The following is a 21,152-nucleotide window of genomic DNA, read 5'->3' as shown; positions in this document are numbered from 1 at the left end:
GCCACATTCGCGGCGGACTGCGGATGGGTGGCTGGCACATGGACCGGCGTCGGCGGGCGTGGCACCATCCCGCGAATGGAGACCGAGCAGCGGACCGTGACGGCGAACGGCATCACCCTGGCGGTACGGGTGGCAGGCCCGCCGGACGGCACGCCGGTGCTGCTGATCCACGGCAACTGCTCGTCCGCGCTGTTCTGGGAGCCGCTGGTCCGGCGGCTGCCGCCGACGCTGCGGGTGGTCGCCCCGGACCTGCGCGGCTACGGCGACTCCGAGACCGCCCCGGTGAACGCCACCCGAGGGCTGACTGACTTCGCCGACGACGTGGCCGCCCTGCTGGACGACCCGACGCTCTTCGGCACCGCCGACGCCCGCCCAGTGGTGGTCGGGCACTCCCTCGGCGGGGGCGTGGCGATGCGGCTGCTGGTCGACCACCCACACCGGGTGGGCGCACTGCTGCTCGCCGCGCCGGTCTCCCCGTACGGCTTCGGTGGCACCCGCGACCTGGTCGGTACACCGACCACCGCTGACTACGCGGGGACCGGCGCCGGCACAGCCAACGCGGACTTCGTCGCCCGGCTGGCCGCCCACGACCGGAGCGCGGACGCCCAGACCAGCCCACGCGCCGTGCTGCGGGCCACCTACGTGGCTGATCCGGCGTCGCTGGGCGCAGACGAGGAACTGCTGCTGGACAGCCTGCTCTCCACCGCGACCGGGGACGACAACTACCCGGGCACGGCGGCGTCCTCGGAGAACTGGCCGGGCATGGCGCCGGGGGAGCGCGGGGTGCTCAACGCGCTCGCGCCGACCTGGTTCCGGCTCGCCGACGAGCTGGTGGCCGTCGCCGACAAGCCCCCGGTCACCTGGGTACGCGGCGACGCCGACGTGATCGTGTCGGACACCTCGCTGTTCGACCTGGCGTACCTGGGCTCGCTGGGTGTGGTGCCCGGCTGGCCTGGTGAGGAGGACTGCCCGGCGCAGCCGATGATCGGCCAGACCCGGGCGGTGCTGGAGCGGTACGCGGCGGCCGGCGGCGCGTACCACGAGGTGGTGCTGCCCGGCTGTGGGCACAGTCCGCACCTGGAGCGGCCGGCGGCGTTCGTCTCGGAGCTGCTGGCGCTGACCACCGTCCCGGCGAGCTGAAGCGGAGCCTCGGCAACCCGGTCAGACGGTGTCGTCGTGGGTGAAATATGCCACGGCGCCTCGACAACTGTGCGTCACGTGGCAGACTCGCGCGCATAACCTTAGCGGCCGTTCAGTGGTCGTGCGGACTGTCTGGGGAGGCCGGTCGTGGCGCGCGAGTTCAGCACCGTAGGCGTTGTGGGGCTGGGCACCATGGGTGCCGGCATCGTCGAGGTCTTCGCCCGCAATGGCATCGACGTGGTGGCGGTCGAGATCTCCGAGCCGGCGCTGGAGCGAGGCCGGGTCACCCTCACCGGTTCCACCGACCGTGCGGTGGCCAAGGGCAAGCTCGCCGCGGCGGACCGGGACGCCCTGCACGAGCGGGTGCACTTCGCGGTCGGGCTGGACGCGCTGCACTCCGTCGACCTGGTCATCGAGGCGGTGCCCGAGCACCTGGACCTGAAGCAGCGGATCTTCGCGGAGCTGGACCGGGTCTGCCGGCCGGAAACCATCCTGGCCACCAACACCTCGTCGCTGAGCGTCACCGAGATCTCGGTGGCCACCACCCGGCCCAACCAGGTGATCGGCATCCACTTCTTCAACCCCGCGCCGGTGATGAAGCTGGTCGAGGTGGTCCGCACCGTGGTCACCGCGCCCGAGGTGGTCGCCGACGTGGAGGCGCTCTGCGCCCGGCTCGGCAAGGTCGACGTCACCATCAACGACCGCGCCGGCTTCATCGCCAACGCGCTGCTCTTCGGCTACCTCAACCACGCGGTCGGCATGTTCGAGTCGCACTACGCGACCCGGGAGGACATCGACGCCGCCATGAAGCTCGGCTGCGGCCTGCCGATGGGCCCGCTGGCGCTGATGGACCTGATCGGCCTGGACACCGCGTACGAAATCCTGGACACCATGTACCGGCGCGGCGGGCGGGACCGCCGGCACGCCCCGGTGCCGCTGCTCAAGCAGATGGTGACGGCGGGGCTGCTCGGCCGGAAGTCCGGCCGGGGCTTCTACACCTACGAGCGGCCCGGCTCGCCGGTGGTCGTACCGGACGAGGCGACGCCGCTGGCCTCGGAGGTCGCGCTCGCCGACGGCGCGCGGGCCATCACCAAGGTTGGCGTGGTCGGCTCGGGGACGATGGCCACCGGGATCATCGAGGTCTTCGCGAAGGCCGGCTACGAGGTCGTCTCGGTGACCCGGGGCGCGGAGAAGTCCGCGAAGGTCTGCGAGGCGGTGAAGACCTCGCTGAACAAGGGCGTGGTGCGCGGCAAGCTCGCGGAGGCCGACCGGGACGCCGCGCTGGGCCGGATCAGCTGGTCGGCCGCGCTCGACCACCTCGCCGACGTCGACCTGGTGGTCGAGGCCGTGGTCGAGGAGTTGAGCGTGAAGAAGGCGCTCTTCGCCAGCCTCGACGAGATCTGCAAGCCGGGCGTGGTGCTGGCCACCACCACCTCGTCCCTGCCGGTGATCGACGTGGCGATGGCCACCCACCGGCCGGCCGACGTGGTGGGGCTGCACTTCTTCAACCCGGCGCCGATCATGCCGCTGGTCGAGGTGGTCCGCACCATCCGCACCTCCCCGGAGACCACCGCGACCGCCCGGGCGGTCTGCGCCGCGCTGGGCAAGACCGCCGTGGTCTGCGGCGACCGGTCCGGGTTCATCGTCAACGCGCTGCTCTTCCCGTACCTCAACGACGCGGTGAAGATGCTGGAGGCCAGCTACTCCACGGCCGACGACATCGACCACGCCATGAAGCTGGGCTGCGGCTACCCGATGGGCCCGTTCGACCTGCTCGACGTGGTCGGGTTGGACGTCTCGCTGGCCATCCAGCGGGAGCTGTACCTGGAGCTGCGCGAGCCGGGCTTCGCGCCCGCGCCGTTGCTGGAGCACCTGGTCACCGCCGGCTACCTGGGCCGCAAGACCCGCCGGGGCTTCCGCGACCACTCGCACCGCTGACGGGTCAACGCCGATCTCAGCCGTCGGGCGGGACGGCCGTGGGGCCGTCCCGCCCGTCGGACCGTACGCTTGGTGACTGTGAGCCCCCGTCGCAATCGCCCCCGCCGGGACGAGAACGCCAACCTGGACGACGACCGGGTCCGGCAGGGCGTCGCCTCGGTGCAGCAGTGGACCGACGGCGCCTGGCAGGTACGCGGGATCGGCGCGGGGGCGTCGGTCAAGACGTACCGTTGCCCCGGCTGTAACCAGGAGATTCGGCCCGGCGTGGCGCACCTGGTGGCCTGGCCTGCGGACGGCCTTGGTGACCTCACCGACCGGCGGCACTGGCACAGCGGCTGCTGGCGCGCTCGCGACCGGCGTGGCCCTGCGGTGCAGCGCGGCCGGGGTACTCCGCGCTACTGAGCGACCTGGATCACCCTGTTCGTGCCTGGGCGGGCGGCGGCGGTGACTTCGCGACAGACTTGAGCGGTGAGCACAGCGATCCGCGCGTCGTCGATCCTGCCCGGCCGCCGGGAGGACATCGAGCTGCACACCGCCGATGGTCTGCGGCTGGTCGGCGAGTTGGCCGTGCCGGCCGACCGGCCGCCGGTGGCCACCCTGGTCTGTCTGCACCCGCTGCCGACCCACGGCGGGATGATGGACAGCCACGTGTTCCGCAAGGCGGCCTGGCGGTTGCCAGCGCTGGCCGACGTGGCCGTGCTCCGGTTCAACACCCGGGGGACCAGCAGCGTGCGCGGCACCAGCGAGGGGGCCTTCGACGGGGCCGTCGGCGAGCGCTTCGACGTGGCTGCCGCCATCGAGTACGCGGAGTTCGCCGAACTGCCGAACATCTGGCTGGTCGGCTGGTCGTTCGGCACCGACCTGGCGCTCAAGTACGGCTGCGACCCGGCGATCGCCGGCGCGATCCTGCTCTCCCCGCCGCTGCGCTTCTCGGCACCGGAGGACCTGGCCACCTGGGCCGCCTCCGGTCGGCCGCTGGTGGCCCTGGTGCCGGAGTTCGACGACTACCTGCGCCCGGCGGAGGCCGAGGAGCGGTTCGCCGCGGTGCCGCAGGCCGAGGTGGTGGGGGTGCCGGGCGCCAAACACCTCTGGGTCGGCGACGCGGAGAGGGTGCTCGACGAGATCGTCCGTCGGGTCAACCCGGCGGTCGCGGTGCCGCTGCCGACCACCTGGGACGGCCCGATGGAGGCCGGCGACGTCAGCGCGTACGCCGACCGGACGGTGGCGTCGTTCGCCGACGTCCCCGTCCCCGGACCGCTCGCCGGCCAGGCCGACTGACCGCAGGGGCCGGTCAGCGGGTCTCCTGCCGGGGGAGCACCACCTCGCGCAGGATCAGTTGCAGCGCGGCCACCGTGGGGATGGCGATCAGCGCGCCCACCACGCCCAGCAGCGCCACCCCGAGCAGCGCGGCCAGCAGGGCGGCCACCTCGTTGACCTCGACCGAGCGCCGCATCACCTTCGGGTAGATCAGATAGTTCTCCACCTGCTGGTAGATGAGGAAGAACACCACGCAGGCGATACCCACCGGCAGGCTGGTGGCGAAACCGACCAGGCTCACGACCACCGCGCCCAGGGTGGCACCGATCTGCGGGATCAGGTCGGTCACCGCGACCACCACGGCCAGCGCGAAGGGGTACGGCAGCCCGACGATCAACGCGAACACGAAGGTGGTCGCGCCGGCCAGCACCGCGATGCTCAACGCGCCGACCATGTACGCGCCGACCTTGGCCAGGATCTCGTCACCGATCAGCTGTACGCGCTCCCGGCGTGAGCGCGGCACCAGCGCGTAACCCAGGGAGCGCAGCCGGTTGAAGTAGGCCAGGAAGTAGATGGTCAGCACCAGCACGGTCAGCGTCCGGAACACCGTGCCGAAGATCAGTTGGGCGCCGCCGAGCACCCCGCCCAGCGCCCGGCCCACCGTCTGGGCGTTGGCCGCGCTCTGCACCCGCTCCATCACGTCGTACCGCTCCACCAGGTCATTGACCGTCGGGTTGCGGCGCAGATCCTCGACCAGGCTGGGGATCTGGTCGATGAACTGCCCGGACTGGGTCACGATCGGCGGCACCAGCGCCACCACGCCGCCGCAGAGCAGCAGCACCACCGTCAGCGCCACCACCGCGACCGCCAGGCCGTGCGGCAGCTTCCAGCGGCGCAGCCGGACCACCGCCGGGTTGAGGCCGACCGCGAGGAAGAGCGCGATCACCACCAGCACCAGGATGCCGCCGGCGTTGCGGACCCCCAGATAAAGGGTGTACGCCAGCAGCACGCCGACCGCGCCGGTGAAGCCGATCAGGAAGCTGTTGCGCCGAAGCGGACGCCCCGGCGTGCCGAACTTTCCGGACGGGACGGCGGGCGGCTCGTCCGGGTCGACGCCCGGGTCGGGGATCGGCACCGGGCGTGGCGTCTCGGTTGGCGAGGGAGTGATCGGCGGGGGACTGGCCGGCGGGCGACCGGGCGTCGCGTCCGGGTTCTCGGTCGGCGGGCCGTTCTGCGGCAACAGGACCTCCGGGTCAGGCGGTGGGTCGGCGGGCGACGGCGACGAACGCCCGCCAGGCGGCCGGCGCGAAGACCAGCACCGGGCCGGTTCGGTCCTTGCTGTCCCGCACGCCCACCACCCCGGGAAGATTGTCCGCCACCTCGACGCAGTCGCCCCCGCTCACGCCGCTGCGGGTTGATTTGCGCCATTCGGCGCCGTTCAGCTCCATGTCGTCACGATCCTTTTCATCAGCTCGATGGAGTGTCGGCGGGACAAGGCATCGCTCCGCACGCTCTCCCATCTTGCGAGCAGCGTAGCCAGACCATCCTCGGTGTCCACCACCGTGCCGCCGAGCTGGTTTTCCAGGTGCCCCACCCAGCCGCCGTCCGCGCCCCGAGCAAGGACGAACGGGCCCGACAGCCCTGGGTGCAGCCCGACCTCGGCCGGAACGATGTGCACGCTGACGTTTGGTTGCTCCGCGCAGGTGATCAGGTGGGTGACCTGCTCAACCATCAGCCCTAGGAATTCCGCACCGGTGCGACGCAGCACCAACTCGTCGATGACGGCGACGAACTGCGGCGGCTCGGCTTGGATCAGCAGCGATTGGCGGTCCATCCGACCGGCGAGCAATCTGTCCAGGCCGTCCGTGCTGAGGGTCTCGTCGCCACGAAGGACGGCGCGGGCGTAGTTCTCGGTCTGGAGCAGGCCGGGGATCAGCGTGGGCTGGAAGCAGCGCAACTGGCGGGCGCTGCGCTCGGCGTCCAGCCAGGGCCGGAACCAGCTTGGCTGGCCGTCCCGCTCGGCGAGCTTGAGCAGGTAGACCAGCAGGCCGCCGGTGGCCAGCACCTCGTCGGCGCGGGCCAGGAAGAGCCGGTCCAGCGGGCGCTGACCCAGCTCCAGCGCGGACACCATCGAACCGGAGTAGTGCACCAGCCGGCCGAAGTCCTCCTGACTCATCCCGGCGGCGGTGCGCAGCCGGCGCAGTTGGGCGCGGATCATGTCGGCCGTCGGCGCGGCGTCGCCTTCCACAGTGCCTCCGCAGGTCGGGGGTCGTCTCCACCGGCCCGCCCGGCGGGTCGCGCAACCGACGCAGCTCCGCCGTCGGACGCGCCGACGCCTTCCGACCGTAGCGGTGTGATCAGCAGACTGTCACCTACCGGATCGCCGTCGGCAGCTCCGGTTGTCACCCCACCGGGCCCGCGCACCCGGCTGCGCGTTCCCGTCCCCAGTCGAGGAGGTACCCCATGCCCAGCTCAAGCCGCCCCGGCTGGCCCCGACGGTCGCGGGCGCGTACGTCGATGGCCGGGCTGCCGCACCCGCGGCTCGGGCCGTACCCCGCACATCCCCGAGCCTGCGGTGAACGGACGCCGCACACCCCGCTGCGGCCGATGTGGTGCTGCCGGGCCGACGGCCGGCCGTGGCCGTGCGCGGAGGCCCGGTTGCTGCTCAAGGCGGAGTTCGACGCGGACCCGGCGGCCCTGACCATCTACCTGGCCGGGCTCTATCACGAGGCGGCACACGACCTGTACCAGCTCAACCCCTACGACGGGCCGACCCCTCGGGAGCTGTTCGAACGCTTCGTGGCGTGGGGCCCGTTCCGCCGCCCGGTCATCGACCCGCCTCCGGGCCCTGACCTGCCGTGCCAGCCCGGCTGATCAGGCCGGTGCCCGATGCTGTTCCGACGCCCTGTCGAGCTGCCCCAGATCTGGGGCAGCTCGACAACCAGATCGGGGGCAGCTCGACAGCGACGCGGCCGGGGCCGGGCTGTTGCCGTGCGGGTCAGTCTTTCTCGACGGTGACCTTGCTGGGCTTGGCACTGCGCTCGTCGGTGGTCGGCTTGGTCGGCCGCTTGCCGTTCTCGCCGGTGCTGGTGATCTTGGTCGGCTTGGCGCCCCGGCCACCCTCACCCGGAACGGCGGCCACGGTCGGCTCGCCGTCCACCCCGGCGCTGGCCGCCCCGCCGTCGACGGTGGTCAACGGCTCGGCCACCGGCCGGGTCGTGGACTGCTCGGCGGGCTCGGCCTCGGCGTTCGCCGGCTGCCGGGCGTCGGCAGGCTCGGCCTTGAACCCGTTCGCGGCGGCTCCGGCGGTCGCCGGGGCAGCGTCGGTGATCGCCGTGGCCGGGGCGGTCACGCGGCCGTCCCCAGCAACCGGTGCGGTCAGGCCGTCTCCAGCGACCGGCGCGGTCGGACGGTCTCCAGCAACCGGTGCGGTCGAGCCGTCTCCGCTGGTCGGCGCGCTCGCCGTCGCTCCGTCGCGCGTGGCCGGCGCGCTCGCGGCCCCGTCGACGGTCGGGACGGTGACGCTCTGCAACCGCAGCTCGGCCATCTGCCGCTGGAGCTCGTCGGACTCCTGCCGGGACTTCCAGGTTTCCTGCCGCAGGTCGGCGAGCTGCTGCTGGGCCTGGGCGATCTCCAGCATGACCTGGGCGAGCTGCTGCCGGCCGGCCGCCGACTCCTGCTGAGTGGCAGCCAGATGCTGCTGGGTGGTGGCCAGGTGCTGCTGGGTGGTGGCCGCGTACTCCTCGAACTGGCGGCGGGAGGCCGCGACATGCTCGTCGGCCTCGCGGCGCTTGTCGCCCGCCTCGGTCTCGGCCCGGCTCAGCATCTCGGCGGACTCTTCCTCGGCCTGCCGGCGCATGGTCAGCGCATCCTGCTCGGCCGCCTGGCGGATCGCGTCGGCGCCCTGCTCGACCTCGTTCTTGCGGGTGGTGTACTCGGTCTCCAGTGTGTCGCGCCGGGTGATGAAGCCCGTCTCCAGCTCCTGCTGGCGGCTGCTGAAGGTGGTCTCCAGCTCCTCCTGACGGCTGGTGAAACCGGTCTCCAGCTCGTGCTGGCGGGACTTGTACTGCTTTTCCAGCTCGTCGCGACGCTTGGCGAACTCCTGCTCGGCAGTGGACCGCCGCTGGGCCAGCTCCCGGTCGGCCGTCTCCCGCCGGGAGTTGACCTCCTGCTCCACGCCGGCCCGCCAGGCGCCCAGCTCCTGCTGGGTCTGCGCCCGGGCGTGCTGCACGTACGCCTCGGTCTCGCTGCGCATCCGCTGCACGTACGCTTCGGTCTCGCCCCGGCTGCGCTTGGCCGACTCGGTGGCCTGCGTTATCAGCCGCTCCGCCTCCTGCTGGGCCTTCGCCCGGGTGGCCCGGCCGGCCATCGACGCGTCGTCGATGATCTGCTTGGCCTCCTGCTGCGCCTTGGCGTGAGTGGCCCGGCCGGCCTCGGTCGCGGTGTCGGTGAGCCGCTTGGCCTCCTGCAGGGCCTTGGCGTGCACCTCCTTCGCGGCCTCGCGCAGCTCGCTGGCCTCCTGCCGGGCGGTGGTCAGCGTCTCGCGGGCCGCCTCGCGCAGCTTGGTGGCCTCCTGCTGGGCCCGGGTGTGGATCTCCTTGGCGGTGTCCCGCAGCTGGGTGGCCTCCTGCTGGGCCTTCGCCAGCGCGTCCTGCGCCGTCTTGCGCAACTGCGCCGACTCGTCCTTGGCCGACTGCAGAGTCTCTTCCGCCTCGGCGCGCCGGGCGGCGCTGTGCCGCTCCTCCTCCGCGCGTCGTGCGGCGAGGGTGATCTCGAAGTCCTTCAGTGCCCGCGCGGCCTGCTCGCGGGCCTCATCGATGATGTGCTCGGCAGCGGCGCGGCGGGCCTCGATCTCCTCGTTCGCCGCGGACAGGATCTCCTCGCCCTGCTCCTCGGCGAGGGCGAGGATCGACTCGACCCGGGGGCCGAGGTGCCGGAACGAGGCCCGGTCCACCACGTTCATCTGCTTGCGCACCTGGACGAGGTCCCGCTGAAGCACCTCGACCTGGCCGGCGAGCTTGTGGATCTGTGTGTACGCCTGTTCCCGTTCGGCGGCGAGGGTCGCGATCTCGTGCTCGGCACGCGCGACGTACCGGTCGACCTGTTTCTTCTCGTATCCCCGCAGAGCGGACTCGAAGCTGGGCTCCGTGGTCACGTCCCCGCCGAGTGCGAACAGTTCCTCGCCGTGCGACATGCCCCCATCCTCACACGCAACGGCCCCTGCTGGGGCGATACGGACGCCCCTTATGGGACCTACTTCACTCCGGACGCAACGGGTGAATGCCAAGGGGCGGGAAACGCACACGGCGCGAGGTCACACCGGTTACCCGGTGTCACCTCGCGCCGTCGTTGCCCCAACCTGACGCCTGGCGTCAGCCGGCAGTCTCCGCCGTCGCCCGCTCCTGACCGCCGTCGGCCTTCTTGGCCTCCGGCTTGGCCGCCGGAGCGGCCGCGGCTGGCATGCCGGGGACGATGCCGGCGAGCCCGGAGAGCATCTGACCGAGCTGCGAGGTGACCGCGTCCTTCTGCCGGGTGAGGTCCTCGACCTCGCGGCGGGCGGCCTGAGTGGTCAGCTCCGCCTCGGTGCGGGCCTCGGTGAGCAGGCGCTGCGACTCGGCCTTGGCCTCGTTGAGCGTCTTCTCCGAGTGTGCCTTCGCCTTGTCGAGCGTCTCGGCTGCGCTGCGCTCCGACTCGACCCGGCGGGCCTCAGCGCGCTGCTCGATCTCCTTGGCGCGCTCCTGCGCGGCGCGGGCCCGCTGCTCGGCCTCGCTGACCATCTTCTGGGTCTGCGCGACCTGGGCGGCGTGCCGCTCGGACTCCTCGCGCTCGGCCTTCTCCCGCCGCTCGGCAAGCTGCAGCTCCAGGGCCTGGAGGTCCTTGTCGCGCTTGTCCCGTGCGTCGGTGAGCAGCTTGGTCGCCTCGGCGCGCTTCTCCTCGGCCTCGCGGGCGGCCTTGGCCCGCTGCTGGGTGATCTCCCGCTCGGCGGTGGCCCGGAGGGTGGCCACCTCCCGCTCGACGGTCGACTTCAGCTCGGCCACCTCGTGCGCGGTGACGGTACGAAGCTGCTTGGTCTCGCGGTCGGCGTCGGCGCGCAGCGTGTCGGCCTCGCGGCGGGCCTGCACCCGGACCTCGGCGGCCTCGCGCTCGGCGGCGGTGCGCAGGTTGCCGGCCTCGCGCTCGGCGCTCGCCTTCATCGCGGCGGCCTCGGCGCGGGCCTTGTCCGTGATCTCACGGGCCTCGAGGCGGGCGGCGGAGAGGATGCCCTCAGACTCGCGCTTGGCCTCGTTGCGGTGGTCGTTGGCCTGCTCCTCGGCGAGCCGGAGGATCTGCTCGACGCGGGTGCCGAGCCCGGAGAGGGTGGGCCGGTTGTTCTCTTCGAGCTGCTTGTTCGTGTCGGTGAGCTTCTGCTCCAGCGCACTCATGCGCTGCTCGGCCTGGCGGAGGCGACGCTGGGCGTCGTTCATCCGCTGCTCGGCCTCGGCACGGGCCTGCTCGGACTGGGTCAGCGCGGCCGTCATCCGGCCGAGGAAGTCGTCGACCTGGTGAGTGTTGTATCCGCGCAGGCCAACGGTGAAATCTGGCTGCGAGTTCGCGTTATCGAAGAACGCGAGAGGGGAGGACTGCTGCTGGGGCATTGGGACATACTGGCAGACGCCCCAGGGTGCTTCGCAAGAGCGGTGCGCAGCTTTCGTGTCCTCTTTACATGGTCAACTCCCGCAATCGACGAGGCCGGACCAATCGGCGATCTTGGCAGGTCCCGGGCGGGTCGGACGCCACGGAGAGTGACACGAAAAAGGGCCACGGGACGTGCCCGTGGCCCTTTGTTCGATCCGGCTGGGTATCCCACAAATAGGGTGGAAGAACAATGGCCGATCACCGCAATGGCCATCCGGTGCTCGTCCGTCCGGCCTGCGGCCCGGTCAGTGCCCCCGGAACCGGTTGATCGCGTCCTCGTGCCGGGCCCGCAACTCCCCGTCACGGACGCCCAGCCCGTCGGCGGGGGCGAGGCAGCGCACTCCGACTTTGCCCTGGTGGGCGTTGCGGTGCACCTCGTACGCCGCCTGACCGGTCTGCTCCAGCGGGTAGGTGCGGGACACCGTCGGGTGCACCTTGCCGAGCGCGACCAGGCGGTTGGCCTGCCACGCCTCGTGGTAGTTGGCGAAGTGGCTGCCGACGATCCTCTTGAGGTGCATCCAGAGGTAGCGGTTGTCGTACTGGTGCTGGAAGCCGCTGGTGGAGGCACAGGTGACGATGGTGCCGCCGCGCCGGGCCACGTAGACACTCGCGCCGAAGGTCTCCCGGCCGGGGTGCTCGAAGACGATGTCCGGGTCCTCACCCCCGGTCAGCTCGCGGATCCGCTCGCCCAGGCGCTTCCACTCGTCCGGGTCCTGGGTCTCCTCGTCCTTCCAGAACCGGAAGCCCTCGGCCGCCCGGTCGATGACCAGCTCCGCGCCCATCCGGCGGCACAGCTCGGCCTTCTCCGGTGACGAGACGACGCAGACCGGGATGGCGCCGCCGTTCAGCGCCATCTGGGTGGCGTATCCGCCGAGGCCGCCGGAGGCGCCCCAGATCAGCACCACGTCGCCCTGCTTCATGTTGGCCCCGTGGTGCGAGACGAGCTGCCGGTACGCGGTGGAGTTGACCAGCCCTGGGCTGGCCGCCTCCTCCCAGCTCAGGTGGCGCGGCTTGGGCATCAGCTGGTTGGCCTTGACCACGGCCAGTTCGGCCAGCCCGCCGAAGTTCGTCTCGAAGCCCCAGATCCGTTGCTGTGGATCGAGCATGGTGTCGTCGTGCCCGGCCGCGTCCTCCAGCTCGACGGAGAGGCAGTGCGCGACGACCTCGTCGCCAGCGGCCCACCGGGTCACCCCGGGGCCGGTGCGCAGCACCACGCCGGCCGCGTCCGAGCCGACCACGTGGTACGGCAGGTCGTGGCGGCTGGTCAGCTCGGAGATCCGGCCGTACCGCTGGAGGAACTTGAAGGTGGGCAGCGGCTCGAAGATGCTGGTCCACACCGTGTTGTAGTTGATCGCGCTGGCCATCACCGCGATCAGCGCCTCGCCCGGCCCGAGCTCCGGTGTCGGCACCTCCTGCACGTGCAGCGCCTTGCGGGGGTCCTTGTCCCGGGTGGCCATGCCGTCGAACATCCGGGCCTCTTCGGCGCGGACGACCACGCCCCGGTAGCTCTCCGGTACGGGCAGCCCGGCGAGGCCGGCCAGTTCGCGGTCCGGGTCGCTCGATTCCTCCGCCGCCATGATTGCTTCGAGGATGTCCTGCACGGTGACCTCCGGTTCGTCCGCACCCGCACGGGCCCGGGTGCTGCCATCGTCGGCGCCGGTGGGCACGACCGCCATGTCGGCATTCGACACATCCGGCACCGGTCGCGCTCCTGTGGGCCGGGACGTTACTGAACGGTAGCTAAAGCCGGAAGTCATCTGTGAAAAACTGCATCGGCCGATGCGTGAAGGTGTCCGGCGGCCCCGCCAACCGCGCACCCATGCGCTCTCGGGCCCGTTGCGCGGTCCCTGCGACGCTTGATCGTCTCCATTTCGCTGATGTGGCGGTGTCCGGACGATCGCGACACCGCCACATCGGCGATCTGGAGTTGATCAGAGCCCCGGCCGCCAGCGAGCGGCGCCGCGTGGCGGGCTCAGTGCGAGGCGGCGGGTTCGACGAGTTCGACCAGGACGCCGCCGGCGTCCTTGGGGTGCACGAAGTTGATCCGCGAGTCCGCGGTCCCGCGCCGTGGGGCGTCGTAGAGCAGCCGCATCCCCCGCGCGCGCAGCGCCGCGCAGGCCACGTCGATGTCCACCACGGTGTACGCGACCTGCTGCACGCCCGGCCCGTTGCGGTCCAGGAACTTGGCGATCGTCGACTCGGGGGTGAGCGGGGCGAGCAACTGCACGCAGCCGCCCTCGGCGGTCGGCCCGACGGCCAGCATCGCTTCCCGGACGCCCTGCTCGGCGTTGGTCTCGATGTGTACGCAGCGCATCCCGAACGTCCGCTGGTAGAAGTCGATCGCGGCGTCCAGGTCGGCCACGGCGATCCCGACGTGGTCAATCTTGCGAAGCCCGATGTCTGTGACGTAGTCCGCACCGGGCTCGGCGGGGGAGTTCTCAGCCATGGCGTTAGTCTGACCGAACAATCGTTAAGGCGTACAGCTCGGCACCCCCCTCGGAGGCAGGCATGGCTTCGGTGATCGTCAGCGGCGCGCGGACCCCGATGGGGCGGCTGCTGGGCAACCTCAAGGACCTCCCGGCCACGAAGCTCGGCGGGATCGCGATCAAGGCAGCGCTGGAGCGGGCCGGTATCAGCCCGGACCAGGTCCAGTACGTGATCATGGGTCAGGTCCTCCAGGCCGGTGCGGGCCAGATCCCGGCCCGGCAGGCGGCGGTCGAGGCCGGCGTGCCGATGTCCGTGCCGGCGCTGACCATCAACAAGGTCTGCCTCTCCGGCCTGGACGCCATCGCCCTGGCCGACCAGCTGATCCGGGCCGGCGAGTTCGACGTCGTGGTGGCCGGTGGCATGGAGTCGATGACCAACGCCCCGCACCTGCTGCTCGGCCAGCGCTCCGGCTACAAGTACGGCGACGTGGTGATCAAGGACCACATGGCGCACGACGGGCTCAGCGACGCCTGGGACTGCTGCTCCATGGGCGAGTCCACCGAGCGGCTCGGTACGAAGCACGGCATCTCCCGCACCGAGCAGGACGCCTTCGCCGCGGCCAGCCACCAGCGGGCCGCGGCCGCGCAGAAGAACGGCCACTTCGCCGAGGAGATCACCCGGGTGGTGATCCCGCAGCGCAAGGGCGACCCACTGGTGATCAACGAGGACGAGGGGATCCGCCCGGACACCACCGTCGAGTCGCTGGCCAAGCTCCGTCCCGCCTTCGCCAAGGACGGCACGATCACCGCCGGCAGCTCCTCGCCGATCTCCGACGGCGCCGCCGCGGTGGTCGTGATGAGCAAGGCCAAGGCCAAGGAGCTGGGGCTGACCTGGCTGGCCGAGATCGGCGCGCACGGCAACGTGGCGGGCCCGGACAACTCCCTGCACTCGCAGCCGTCCAACGCGATCAACCACGCCCTGAAGAAGGGCGGCCTGAGCGTCGAGGACCTGGACCTCATCGAGATCAACGAGGCTTTCGCCCAGGTCGGCGTGCAGTCCACCCGTGACCTCGGGATCAACCCGGACAAGGTCAACGTCAACGGTGGTGCCATCGCGCTGGGGCACCCGATCGGCATGTCCGGTGCCCGGCTGGTGCTCACCCTCGCGCTGGAGCTGAGGCGGCGTGGCGGCGGCACCGGCGCGGCGGCGCTCTGCGGCGGCGGCGGCCAGGGCGACGCCCTGATCATCCATGTTCCGGGTAAGGCTGAGACCAACCAGTGAGCGCGAGAAGTGAGCCGGTTCTGCGAGCCCCGCAGTCGTGAACGAAAATGGCACAGTGAGCGAAGCGGTCGAGCACGTTCCGGCGGCGGGCGCCTCGTCGGTGCGCCGTAGCCGGGACGTACCGCTGCTGGTCGAGCGGGCTCGCGCGGGCGACCCCCGCGCGGTGGCCCGGCTGATCACGCTGGTGGAGAACGGCGACGATCTGCTGCCGGAGATCGCGGCGGCGCTCGCGCCCTACGCCGGGCAGGCCCAGGTGGTCGGGCTGACCGGTTCGCCCGGGGTGGGCAAGTCGACCACCACCAATGAGCTGGTCCGCGCGCTGCGGGCCCGGGGGCACCGGGTCGGCGTGCTGGCGGTCGACCCGTCCAGCCCGTTCACCGGCGGGGCGATCCTCGGCGACCGGGTGCGGATGCAGGACCACGCCACCGACCCGGGCGTCTACATCCGGTCGATGTCCAGCCGTGGGCACCTCGGCGGGCTGGCCGCCGCGACGCCGCAGGCGGTCCGGGTGCTGGAGGGCGCCGGCTGCGACGTGGTGCTGGTGGAGACCGTCGGCGTCGGCCAGGCCGAGGTGGAGGTCGCGTCGCTGGCCGACACCACGCTGGTGCTGCTCGCGCCCGGCATGGGCGACGCCATCCAGGCCGTCAAGGCCGGCATCCTGGAGATCGCCGACGTGTTCGTGGTCAACAAGGCCGACCGGGACGGCGTCGACGCCACGGTCCGCGACATCCAGGGCATGATCGCCCTCGGTGAGCGCGGCCCGGGGCAGTGGCGGCCACAGGTGGTCCGCTCGGTCGCCGCGCGGGGCGAGGGCATCGACGACATCGCCGCCGCGATCGACAAGCACCGTGGCTGGCTGGTCGAGCACGGCGAGCTGCGCCGCCGCCAGGAGACGCGGGCCGCCGCCGAGATCGAGGCCATCGCGCTCGGCGTGCTCCGTGCCCGGATCGGCTCACTGCGCGACGGTACGGAGCTGCCCACGCTCGCCGCCAAGGTGGCTGAGGGCGCGCTCGACCCGTACGCGGCGGCGGATACCCTGCTCTCCCAGCTCGCCCGCTGACCGTCCACCAGGGACACCCCGACATCCCGACGCCCTTGTAGGCTCGCACCGCCCCACGGCGGTGGGGGTCGGGCGTGTGCCAGTGCGGTGGCGCGAAGAGCAGGGGAGCGGGACGTGAGTGACGAGGCGACGCGAGAGCTGACCACGGTGTCGGCGGCGGCCGGTGGGTCGACGCAGGTCTCCGACGAGGTGATCGAGAAGATCGCCGTAGCGGCGGCCCGCGCGGTGCCCGGGGTGGCCGAGCTTGGTGGGGACGTCGCCCGGTTCTTCAACTCGTTCCTCGACAAGGTGGGGCTGGATGAGGTGGGCGATGCCCGGCGGGGCTGCTCTGCCCACGTGACCGGAAACGCGGCTGTGGTCAACCTGGTACTGGTGATCCAGGCCGGCCAGCCGGTGCCGGAGGTGACCGGCCAGGTGCGGGCACGGGTCACCGAGGCGGTCGAGGCGTACGGGCTGCGGGTCGACGAGGTCAACATCCGGGTCGACGACGTGGAGATGGGCGGGGCCGCGGCTCCGACGGCCTGACCTCCGACAGGGCGGCCAGAGGTAGACGCTCGGCGTGCGCGTCCCGGTGGGTGCCTTAAGCTCCTGGTGTCAAGATCCATAATGGACGGTTCACCAGGAATGGAGTAAGGATGGCGAAGAACTCGCGTCACCCCCGCCCCCGCACCCTCATCGCTGCTGTCGCCTTGGCTGGCGGCTTGGTGCTGGGCACCGCCTCGCCCGCTCTTGCGGACTACAACAGCCCGATGTACCCGACGATGTCGGCGTGCAAAGCGGCGAGGCCGACGTACGTCTCGTCGTGGACGTCGCCCCAGCAGTGCTGGCCGATGTACAACTACAACGGCACCAAGTTGCTTGGTTACCAGTTCCTCGTGAAGACCCGCTACTGAGATCAGTCTCCTGACCTCGGCTGGCGGTGGGCCGCAGGTGGCCATCGTAGGGGGATGACAATCGTCCGCCGTGCCACCGGCGGCCTCTCATTCCGGTGCGACGGTGGCAACGGCCACCGTCGCGCCGGCACCCTCACCGACTCGGTCCACGTACTCGGCCTGCCGTCGAATGGAAACCGCCCAGCTCACGTTACCCACGGGTACGGCGTGACTTAGCGATCGTTCAGGCGAGGGCTCTACACTCGATGTGCAGTCGAGGACCCGAGGAGGAGCCCTGCGCATGGACGCCGACGAGATCGCCGCCGGACGGGCACGCTGGCAGGCCCGGTACGACTCCGCGCGCAAGCGGGACGCGGACTTCACGACGCTCTCCGGGATGCCGGTCGACCCGGTCTACGGACCGCCGGAGGGTGCCGCGTACCCGGGCTTCGAGCGGATCGGCTGGCCGGGCGAGTACCCGTACACCCGGGGTCTCCATCCGACCGGCTACCGCGGGCGGACCTGGACGATCCGGCAGTTCGCCGGCTTCGGCAACGCCCAGCAGACCAACGAGCGCTACAAGATGATCCTCGGTGCCGGCGGTGGTGGCCTCTCGGTCGCGTTCGACATGCCGACCCTGATGGGCCGCGACTCGGACGACCCGCAGGCGCTCGGCGAGGTCGGCCACTGCGGCGTCGCCATCGACACCGCCACCGACATGGAGGCGCTCTTCGACGGCATCGACCTGGCCAGCGTCACCACCTCGATGACCATTTCCGGCCCGGCCGTGCCGGTGTTCTGCATGTACCTGGTCGCCGCCGAGCGGCAGGGCGCCGACCTGTCCAAGCTGGATGGCACCCTGCAGACCGACATCTTCAAGGAGTACATCGCGCAGAAGGAGTGGCTCTTCGACCCCGAGCCGCACCTGCGCCTCATCGGCGACCTGATGGAGTACTGCGCCGGGGAGATCCCGCGCTACAAGCCGCTGTCGGTCTCCGGCTACCACATCCGCGAGGCCGGCTCGACCGCCGCGCAGGAGTTGGCGTACACCCTGGCTGACGGGTTCGGCTACGTCGAGCTGGGGCTGAGCCGAGGGCTCGACGTCAACGTCTTCGCGCCGGGGCTGAGCTTCTTCTTCGACTCGCACCTCGACTTCTTCGAGGAGATCGCCAAGTTCCGGGCCGCCCGCCGGATCTGGGCCCGCTGGCTGCGCGAGGTCTACGGCGCGACCAGCGAGAAGGCCCTCTGGCTGCGGTTCCACACGCAGACCGCCGGGGTGTCGCTGACCGCCCAGCAGCCGGTCAACAACGTCGTACGCACCGCCGTCGAGGCGCTGGCCGCGGTGCTCGGCGGGACCAACTCGCTGCACACCAACGCGCTGGACGAGACCCTGGCGCTGCCCACCGACGAGTCCGCCGAGATCGCCCTGCGTACCCAGCAGGTGTTGATGGAGGAGACCGGTGTGGTCAACGTGGCCGACCCGCTCGGCGGCTCCTGGTACGTCGAGGCGCTCACCGACAAGATCGAGGCCGAGGCGGAGGAGATCTTCGCCCGGATCAGGCAGCTCGGCGGCGAGGGCCCGCACCAGATCGGCCCGATGACCTCCGGCATCCTGCGCGGCATCGAGGACGGCTGGTTCACCGGGCACATCGCCGAGTCGGCCTTCGTCTACCAGCAGGCGCTGGAGAAGGGCGACAAGAAGATCGTCGGCGTCAACTGCCACACCGGCACGGTCGCCAAGGAGCTGGAGATCCTGCGCATCTCGCACGAGGTGGAGCTGGAGCAGCGCCGGGTGCTCGCCGAGCGCAAGGGCGCCCGGGACGAGTCGGCGGTCCGCGCGGCGGTGGCCCGGATGGTCGAGGTCGGCCGCACCGACCAGAACATGATCCCCGCCATGCTGGACGCGGTCCGCGTCGAAGCCACCCTCGGCGAGATCTGCGACGCTCTGCGCGCCGAATGGGGCACCTACCGCGAACCCGCCCGCTTCTGACCCTCCACCGCCCCCGACCCCCCTCGATCTTGCATTTTCTGCCCCGACATATGCCGCGTCTCGGGGACAGAAAGTGCGTGATCACGGGGGTTGGGGGCGGCGCGGGTTGGTGGGCGTGAGAGTTGCAACGTCGGGGTTGCGGGTGAGCTGAGATCGCGGGCTCACGTGCGAGACTAGGTAACCATGAGCGACCCACGGATCACCTCGTCGATCTTCACCCGCGGCGCGGTCGACCTCAGCACGCTGCGCGGCCCCGCACCAGCCAGTACCCGTCCCGGCACACCCCCGCAGGGCGGCCCGTCCGCAGGCGCCCCCGGCGCGCCCACCGCTGGCGGTAACGCCGCCATCGTCGACGTCACCGAGGCCACCATCCAGGCCGACGTGCTCGAACGGTCGATGGCCCTGCCGGTCATCGTCTTCTTCGGCGCGGCCGGCTTCCCGGAGAGCGACGAGTTCGCCCCGGTGCTGGAGCGGCTGGCCGCCGAGAGTGGCGGCGCGTGGGTGCTCGCCCGGGTCGACGTGCAGGAAAGTCCGCGGATCGCCCAGATGTTCCGGGTCCAGGGCATCCCCATGGTCTACGCGGTGGTCGGCGGCCAGCCGATCGACGCCTTCTCCGGCGTGGTGCCCGAGGCGCAGTTGCGCCAGTGGCTCCAGGCCGTGCTCAAGGCCGGTGGCGTGGCTGTCGCCGAGCCGGAGGACCCGCGCCTCGACGAGGCGGACGACGCGCTGATGAGCGGCGACCTGGACGCCGCCGAGCGGGCGTACCGCAAGATCCTGGCCGACTCCCCGGCGGATGCCGCGGCCGAGGCCGGTCTGGCCCAGGTCGGGGTGGCCCGCCGGGTGGCCGGCGCCGACCCGACCGCCGCGCTGGCCGCCGCCGAGAGCGCTCCCGACGACGTGGCGGCCCAACTGCTGGCCGCCGACATCGAGGTGCTCAGCGGCATGGCCGAGCAGGCGTACGCCCGGCTGGTCGGCCTGGTCCGGCGCACCGCCGGCGAGGACCGCGAGACGGCACGCCAGCACCTGGTCTCGCTGTTCACCATCGCCGGCCCCGACGATCCGGCGGTCGCCTCGGCGCGCCGGGCTCTGGCCAGCGCCCTGTTCTGAGTTCGTAGCACGCCAGCGCGGGCCGGCGTTCCGGCCGGCCCGCCCGACCACCGAGGACGGGAGCTCATGATGCGCCGGATCGCCGTCCTCGACGCGCCGACAAATCTTGGTCTGCGGCCGCCGACGTCCACCTCGATCCCGGGCTGCGGCAAGGCGCCCGGTGCGCTGCGGGACCACGACCTGCTGGCCCGGCTGCGGGCCCGCGACGCCGGCTGCCTCACCCCGCCCCGGTACGACCCGGGCGACTGGCGGCCCGGCGACGGGGTGTGCCACGCCCGGGAGATCGCCGACTACTCGATGGCGCTCGCCGAGCGGATCGGCTCGATCATCGACCGGGGCGAGTTCCCGGTGGTGCTGGGCGGCGACTGCTCGGTGCTGCTCGGCTCGGCGCTGGCCATGCACCGCCTCGGTGAGGCGGTCGGCGGGCGGATCGGGCTGGTCTTCGTGGACGGGCACTCCGACTTCCGGCACCCCGGCAACGCCTCCTACGTGGGTGCTGCGGCCGGCGAGGACCTGGCCCTGGTCACCGGGCGGGGGCAGGCCGACCTGGCCGCGCTGGAGGGACGCCGACCCTACTTCCGTGACATCGACGTGGTGGTGCTCGGCATCCGGGCGCAGGACGAGTACCGGCTCGACCTCCAGGCGGCCGGGATCATCACCCGGCCGGTGCCCGCGCTGCGCGCCGAGGGCGCCGCCCGGACGGCTCAGTGGGCGCACGAGCAGCTCGCCGACTGCGCGGGCTACTGGGTGCACATCGACGTGGACGTGCTCGACCCGGCCGTGATGCCCGCCGTGGACGCGCCCGACCCAGGCGGGATCGCCTTCGCCGAGCTGGAGATCCTGCTCGCCGGCCTGGTGGACACTCCGCACTGCCTGGGCGTCGAGCTGACCGTCTTCGACCCCGACTACGACCCGGACGGCTCCTACGCCGCCGAGATCGTCAACACCGTGGTGGCCGGCCTGGCCCCGGTCACCGCCCCGGAGGCGGTACCGCCCCGGTTGCTGTCGGCCCGCCCCGCCGCCCCCGCCCCGCGGCGCGGGAAGGGGCGGCCAGCGGTTGCCCCCGAGCGGCTCGACGGAGCGCGTCCCGCGCCCGTCGACGAGGCGCAGTCCGCCGCGCTCGACCTCGCCGTCGCTGCCGGTTCGCCCGCCGACGGCCCCTCCGGCGTCCGCCCGTCGGGCCGGCCGCGCGGCGTTCCGGCCCCCGCCGAGCCGGAGCCGCTCGGCACCCTGGCGTCGGTGCACGCGGAGCCGGCGGGCGTCGCGGCTCCGGTCGAGCGGGAACCGGTCGGCCCGCCCGCATCGGCCGGCCCGGGTCTGCTGCGGCGGCCCTCGCCAGCCGCCCCGGACACCGACCGCCCCAACGTCGACACGGCCTGACCCACCGACCGCCCGAACGCGGGGG

The 21,152-nt window shown here is 71.9% G+C and carries 19 protein-coding genes; 12 read left to right on the top strand and 7 right to left on the bottom strand.

Annotated elements, in window-relative coordinates; all coding sequences use genetic code 11:
- Positions 1–75: 75 nt before the first annotated feature.
- The 4 genes from ACFY29_RS17025 to ACFY29_RS17010 all read left to right on the top strand — a co-directional run bounded on the left by ACFY29_RS17025 (position 76) and on the right by ACFY29_RS17010 (position 4,356).
- Positions 76–1,140 (top strand): alpha/beta hydrolase, encoded by a 1,065-nt coding sequence (locus tag ACFY29_RS17025; RefSeq protein WP_386987145.1) that lies wholly within the window; start codon positions 76–78, stop codon positions 1,138–1,140.
- Positions 1,141–1,287: 147 nt separating this feature from the next.
- Positions 1,288–3,078, top strand: a complete 1,791-nt coding sequence (locus ACFY29_RS17020; protein ID WP_328419799.1) for a 3-hydroxybutyryl-CoA dehydrogenase — start codon at positions 1,288–1,290, stop codon at positions 3,076–3,078.
- Between the two features lie 78 nt (positions 3,079–3,156).
- A complete protein-coding gene (locus tag ACFY29_RS17015) occupies positions 3,157–3,480 on the top strand; it encodes a hypothetical protein (RefSeq protein WP_355609432.1) in 324 nt (107 codons plus the stop codon).
- A 66-nt stretch (positions 3,481–3,546) separates the two neighbouring features.
- The gene (locus ACFY29_RS17010; RefSeq protein WP_386987141.1) at positions 3,547–4,356 is read left to right on the top strand and encodes an alpha/beta hydrolase; all 810 of its coding nucleotides are present in this window, start codon (positions 3,547–3,549) and stop codon (positions 4,354–4,356) included.
- A 13-nt stretch (positions 4,357–4,369) separates the two neighbouring features.
- Here the strand turns inward: ACFY29_RS17010 and ACFY29_RS17005 are convergent, their stop codons facing one another.
- From ACFY29_RS17005 to ACFY29_RS16995, 3 genes are read right to left on the bottom strand one after another with little or no spacing between them, the layout of a single operon-like run.
- Positions 4,370–5,575 (bottom strand): AI-2E family transporter, encoded by a 1,206-nt coding sequence (locus tag ACFY29_RS17005; RefSeq protein WP_386987138.1) that lies wholly within the window; start codon positions 5,573–5,575, stop codon positions 4,370–4,372.
- Between the two features lie 13 nt (positions 5,576–5,588).
- Positions 5,589–5,783 (bottom strand): DUF397 domain-containing protein, encoded by a 195-nt coding sequence (locus ACFY29_RS17000; protein ID WP_386987135.1) that lies wholly within the window; start codon positions 5,781–5,783, stop codon positions 5,589–5,591.
- Positions 5,774–6,553, bottom strand: a complete 780-nt coding sequence (locus tag ACFY29_RS16995; RefSeq protein ID WP_386988454.1) for a helix-turn-helix domain-containing protein — start codon at positions 6,551–6,553, stop codon at positions 5,774–5,776. The genes ACFY29_RS17000 and ACFY29_RS16995 overlap by 10 nt, the downstream gene beginning before the upstream one ends.
- A gap of 299 nt (positions 6,554–6,852) precedes the next feature.
- On the opposite strand from ACFY29_RS16995, the gene ACFY29_RS16990 reads away from it, so the two are divergent.
- Positions 6,853–7,209 (top strand): hypothetical protein, encoded by a 357-nt coding sequence (locus tag ACFY29_RS16990; RefSeq protein WP_355609462.1) that lies wholly within the window; start codon positions 6,853–6,855, stop codon positions 7,207–7,209.
- Positions 7,210–7,333: 124 nt separating this feature from the next.
- Here the strand turns inward: ACFY29_RS16990 and ACFY29_RS16985 are convergent, their stop codons facing one another.
- The 4 genes from ACFY29_RS16985 to mce form a co-directional block, all read right to left on the bottom strand.
- Complete coding sequence (locus ACFY29_RS16985; RefSeq protein WP_386987132.1) at positions 7,334–9,529, bottom strand: hypothetical protein; 2,196 nt, start codon at positions 9,527–9,529, stop codon at positions 7,334–7,336.
- Positions 9,530–9,707: 178 nt separating this feature from the next.
- Positions 9,708–10,970 (bottom strand): DivIVA domain-containing protein, encoded by a 1,263-nt coding sequence (locus ACFY29_RS16980; protein ID WP_328419787.1) that lies wholly within the window; start codon positions 10,968–10,970, stop codon positions 9,708–9,710.
- 285 nt (positions 10,971–11,255) lie between these two features.
- Positions 11,256–12,611: a crotonyl-CoA carboxylase/reductase gene (ccrA, locus tag ACFY29_RS16975; protein ID WP_386988451.1), complete on the bottom strand. Its 1,356-nt coding sequence runs from the start codon at positions 12,609–12,611 to the stop codon at positions 11,256–11,258.
- 371 nt (positions 12,612–12,982) lie between these two features.
- Positions 12,983–13,456 (bottom strand): methylmalonyl-CoA epimerase, encoded by a 474-nt coding sequence (gene mce / locus ACFY29_RS16970; RefSeq protein ID WP_328419785.1) that lies wholly within the window; start codon positions 13,454–13,456, stop codon positions 12,983–12,985.
- 62 nt (positions 13,457–13,518) lie between these two features.
- Between mce and ACFY29_RS16965 the strand changes: the two genes are divergently transcribed.
- From ACFY29_RS16965 to ACFY29_RS16935, 7 genes are all read left to right on the top strand, one after another.
- Complete coding sequence (locus ACFY29_RS16965) at positions 13,519–14,718, top strand: acetyl-CoA C-acetyltransferase (RefSeq protein ID WP_386987128.1); 1,200 nt, start codon at positions 13,519–13,521, stop codon at positions 14,716–14,718.
- 55 nt (positions 14,719–14,773) lie between these two features.
- Positions 14,774–15,778 (top strand): methylmalonyl Co-A mutase-associated GTPase MeaB, encoded by a 1,005-nt coding sequence (gene meaB / locus ACFY29_RS16960; protein ID WP_355609414.1) that lies wholly within the window; start codon positions 14,774–14,776, stop codon positions 15,776–15,778.
- A 114-nt stretch (positions 15,779–15,892) separates the two neighbouring features.
- On the top strand, positions 15,893–16,303 hold the full coding sequence (locus ACFY29_RS16955) for an Asp23/Gls24 family envelope stress response protein (RefSeq protein ID WP_328419779.1): 411 nt from the start codon (positions 15,893–15,895) through the stop codon (positions 16,301–16,303).
- A gap of 110 nt (positions 16,304–16,413) precedes the next feature.
- Positions 16,414–16,671 carry a hypothetical protein gene (locus tag ACFY29_RS16950; RefSeq protein ID WP_328419777.1) on the top strand — a complete coding sequence of 86 codons (258 nt, stop codon included), beginning with the start codon at positions 16,414–16,416 and terminating at the stop codon, positions 16,669–16,671.
- Between the two features lie 280 nt (positions 16,672–16,951).
- Positions 16,952–18,640, top strand: a complete 1,689-nt coding sequence (locus ACFY29_RS16945) for a methylmalonyl-CoA mutase (protein WP_386987124.1) — start codon at positions 16,952–16,954, stop codon at positions 18,638–18,640.
- Between the two features lie 183 nt (positions 18,641–18,823).
- On the top strand, positions 18,824–19,747 hold the full coding sequence (locus ACFY29_RS16940; RefSeq protein ID WP_328419773.1) for a tetratricopeptide repeat protein: 924 nt from the start codon (positions 18,824–18,826) through the stop codon (positions 19,745–19,747).
- Positions 19,748–19,813: 66 nt separating this feature from the next.
- Complete coding sequence (locus tag ACFY29_RS16935; protein ID WP_386987121.1) at positions 19,814–21,127, top strand: arginase family protein; 1,314 nt, start codon at positions 19,814–19,816, stop codon at positions 21,125–21,127.
- Positions 21,128–21,152 lie beyond the last annotated feature (25 nt).

The organism is Micromonospora sp. NPDC000668, assembly GCF_042897975.1.
Classification (GTDB): domain Bacteria; phylum Actinomycetota; class Actinomycetes; order Mycobacteriales; family Micromonosporaceae; genus Micromonospora.
The sequence above is the reverse complement of the archived record's forward strand: the minus strand, read 5'-3'. Positions and strand labels throughout refer to the sequence as shown.

Bases quoted from the DNA above. Each gene is read 5' to 3' on its own strand.
- ACFY29_RS17025 (WP_386987145.1), top strand. From the start codon at position 76: ATGGAGACCGAGCAGCGGACCGTGACGGCGAACGGCATCACCCTGGCG.
- ACFY29_RS17000 (WP_386987135.1), bottom strand. From the start codon at position 5,783: ATGGAGCTGAACGGCGCCGAATGGCGCAAATCAACCCGCAGCGGCGTG.
- ACFY29_RS16995 (WP_386988454.1), bottom strand. From the start codon at position 6,553: ATGATCCGCGCCCAACTGCGCCGGCTGCGCACCGCCGCCGGGATGAGT.
- ACFY29_RS16990 (WP_355609462.1), top strand. From the start codon at position 6,853: ATGGCCGGGCTGCCGCACCCGCGGCTCGGGCCGTACCCCGCACATCCC.
- ACFY29_RS16985 (WP_386987132.1), bottom strand. From the start codon at position 9,529: ATGTCGCACGGCGAGGAACTGTTCGCACTCGGCGGGGACGTGACCACG.
- ACFY29_RS16980 (WP_328419787.1), bottom strand. From the start codon at position 10,970: ATGCCCCAGCAGCAGTCCTCCCCTCTCGCGTTCTTCGATAACGCGAAC.
- mce (WP_328419785.1), bottom strand. From the start codon at position 13,456: ATGGCTGAGAACTCCCCCGCCGAGCCCGGTGCGGACTACGTCACAGAC.
- ACFY29_RS16965 (WP_386987128.1), top strand. From the start codon at position 13,519: ATGGCTTCGGTGATCGTCAGCGGCGCGCGGACCCCGATGGGGCGGCTG.
- ACFY29_RS16950 (WP_328419777.1), top strand. From the start codon at position 16,414: ATGGCGAAGAACTCGCGTCACCCCCGCCCCCGCACCCTCATCGCTGCT.
- ACFY29_RS16945 (WP_386987124.1), top strand. From the start codon at position 16,952: ATGGACGCCGACGAGATCGCCGCCGGACGGGCACGCTGGCAGGCCCGG.
- ACFY29_RS16940 (WP_328419773.1), top strand. From the start codon at position 18,824: ATGAGCGACCCACGGATCACCTCGTCGATCTTCACCCGCGGCGCGGTC.
- ACFY29_RS16935 (WP_386987121.1), top strand. From the start codon at position 19,814: ATGATGCGCCGGATCGCCGTCCTCGACGCGCCGACAAATCTTGGTCTG.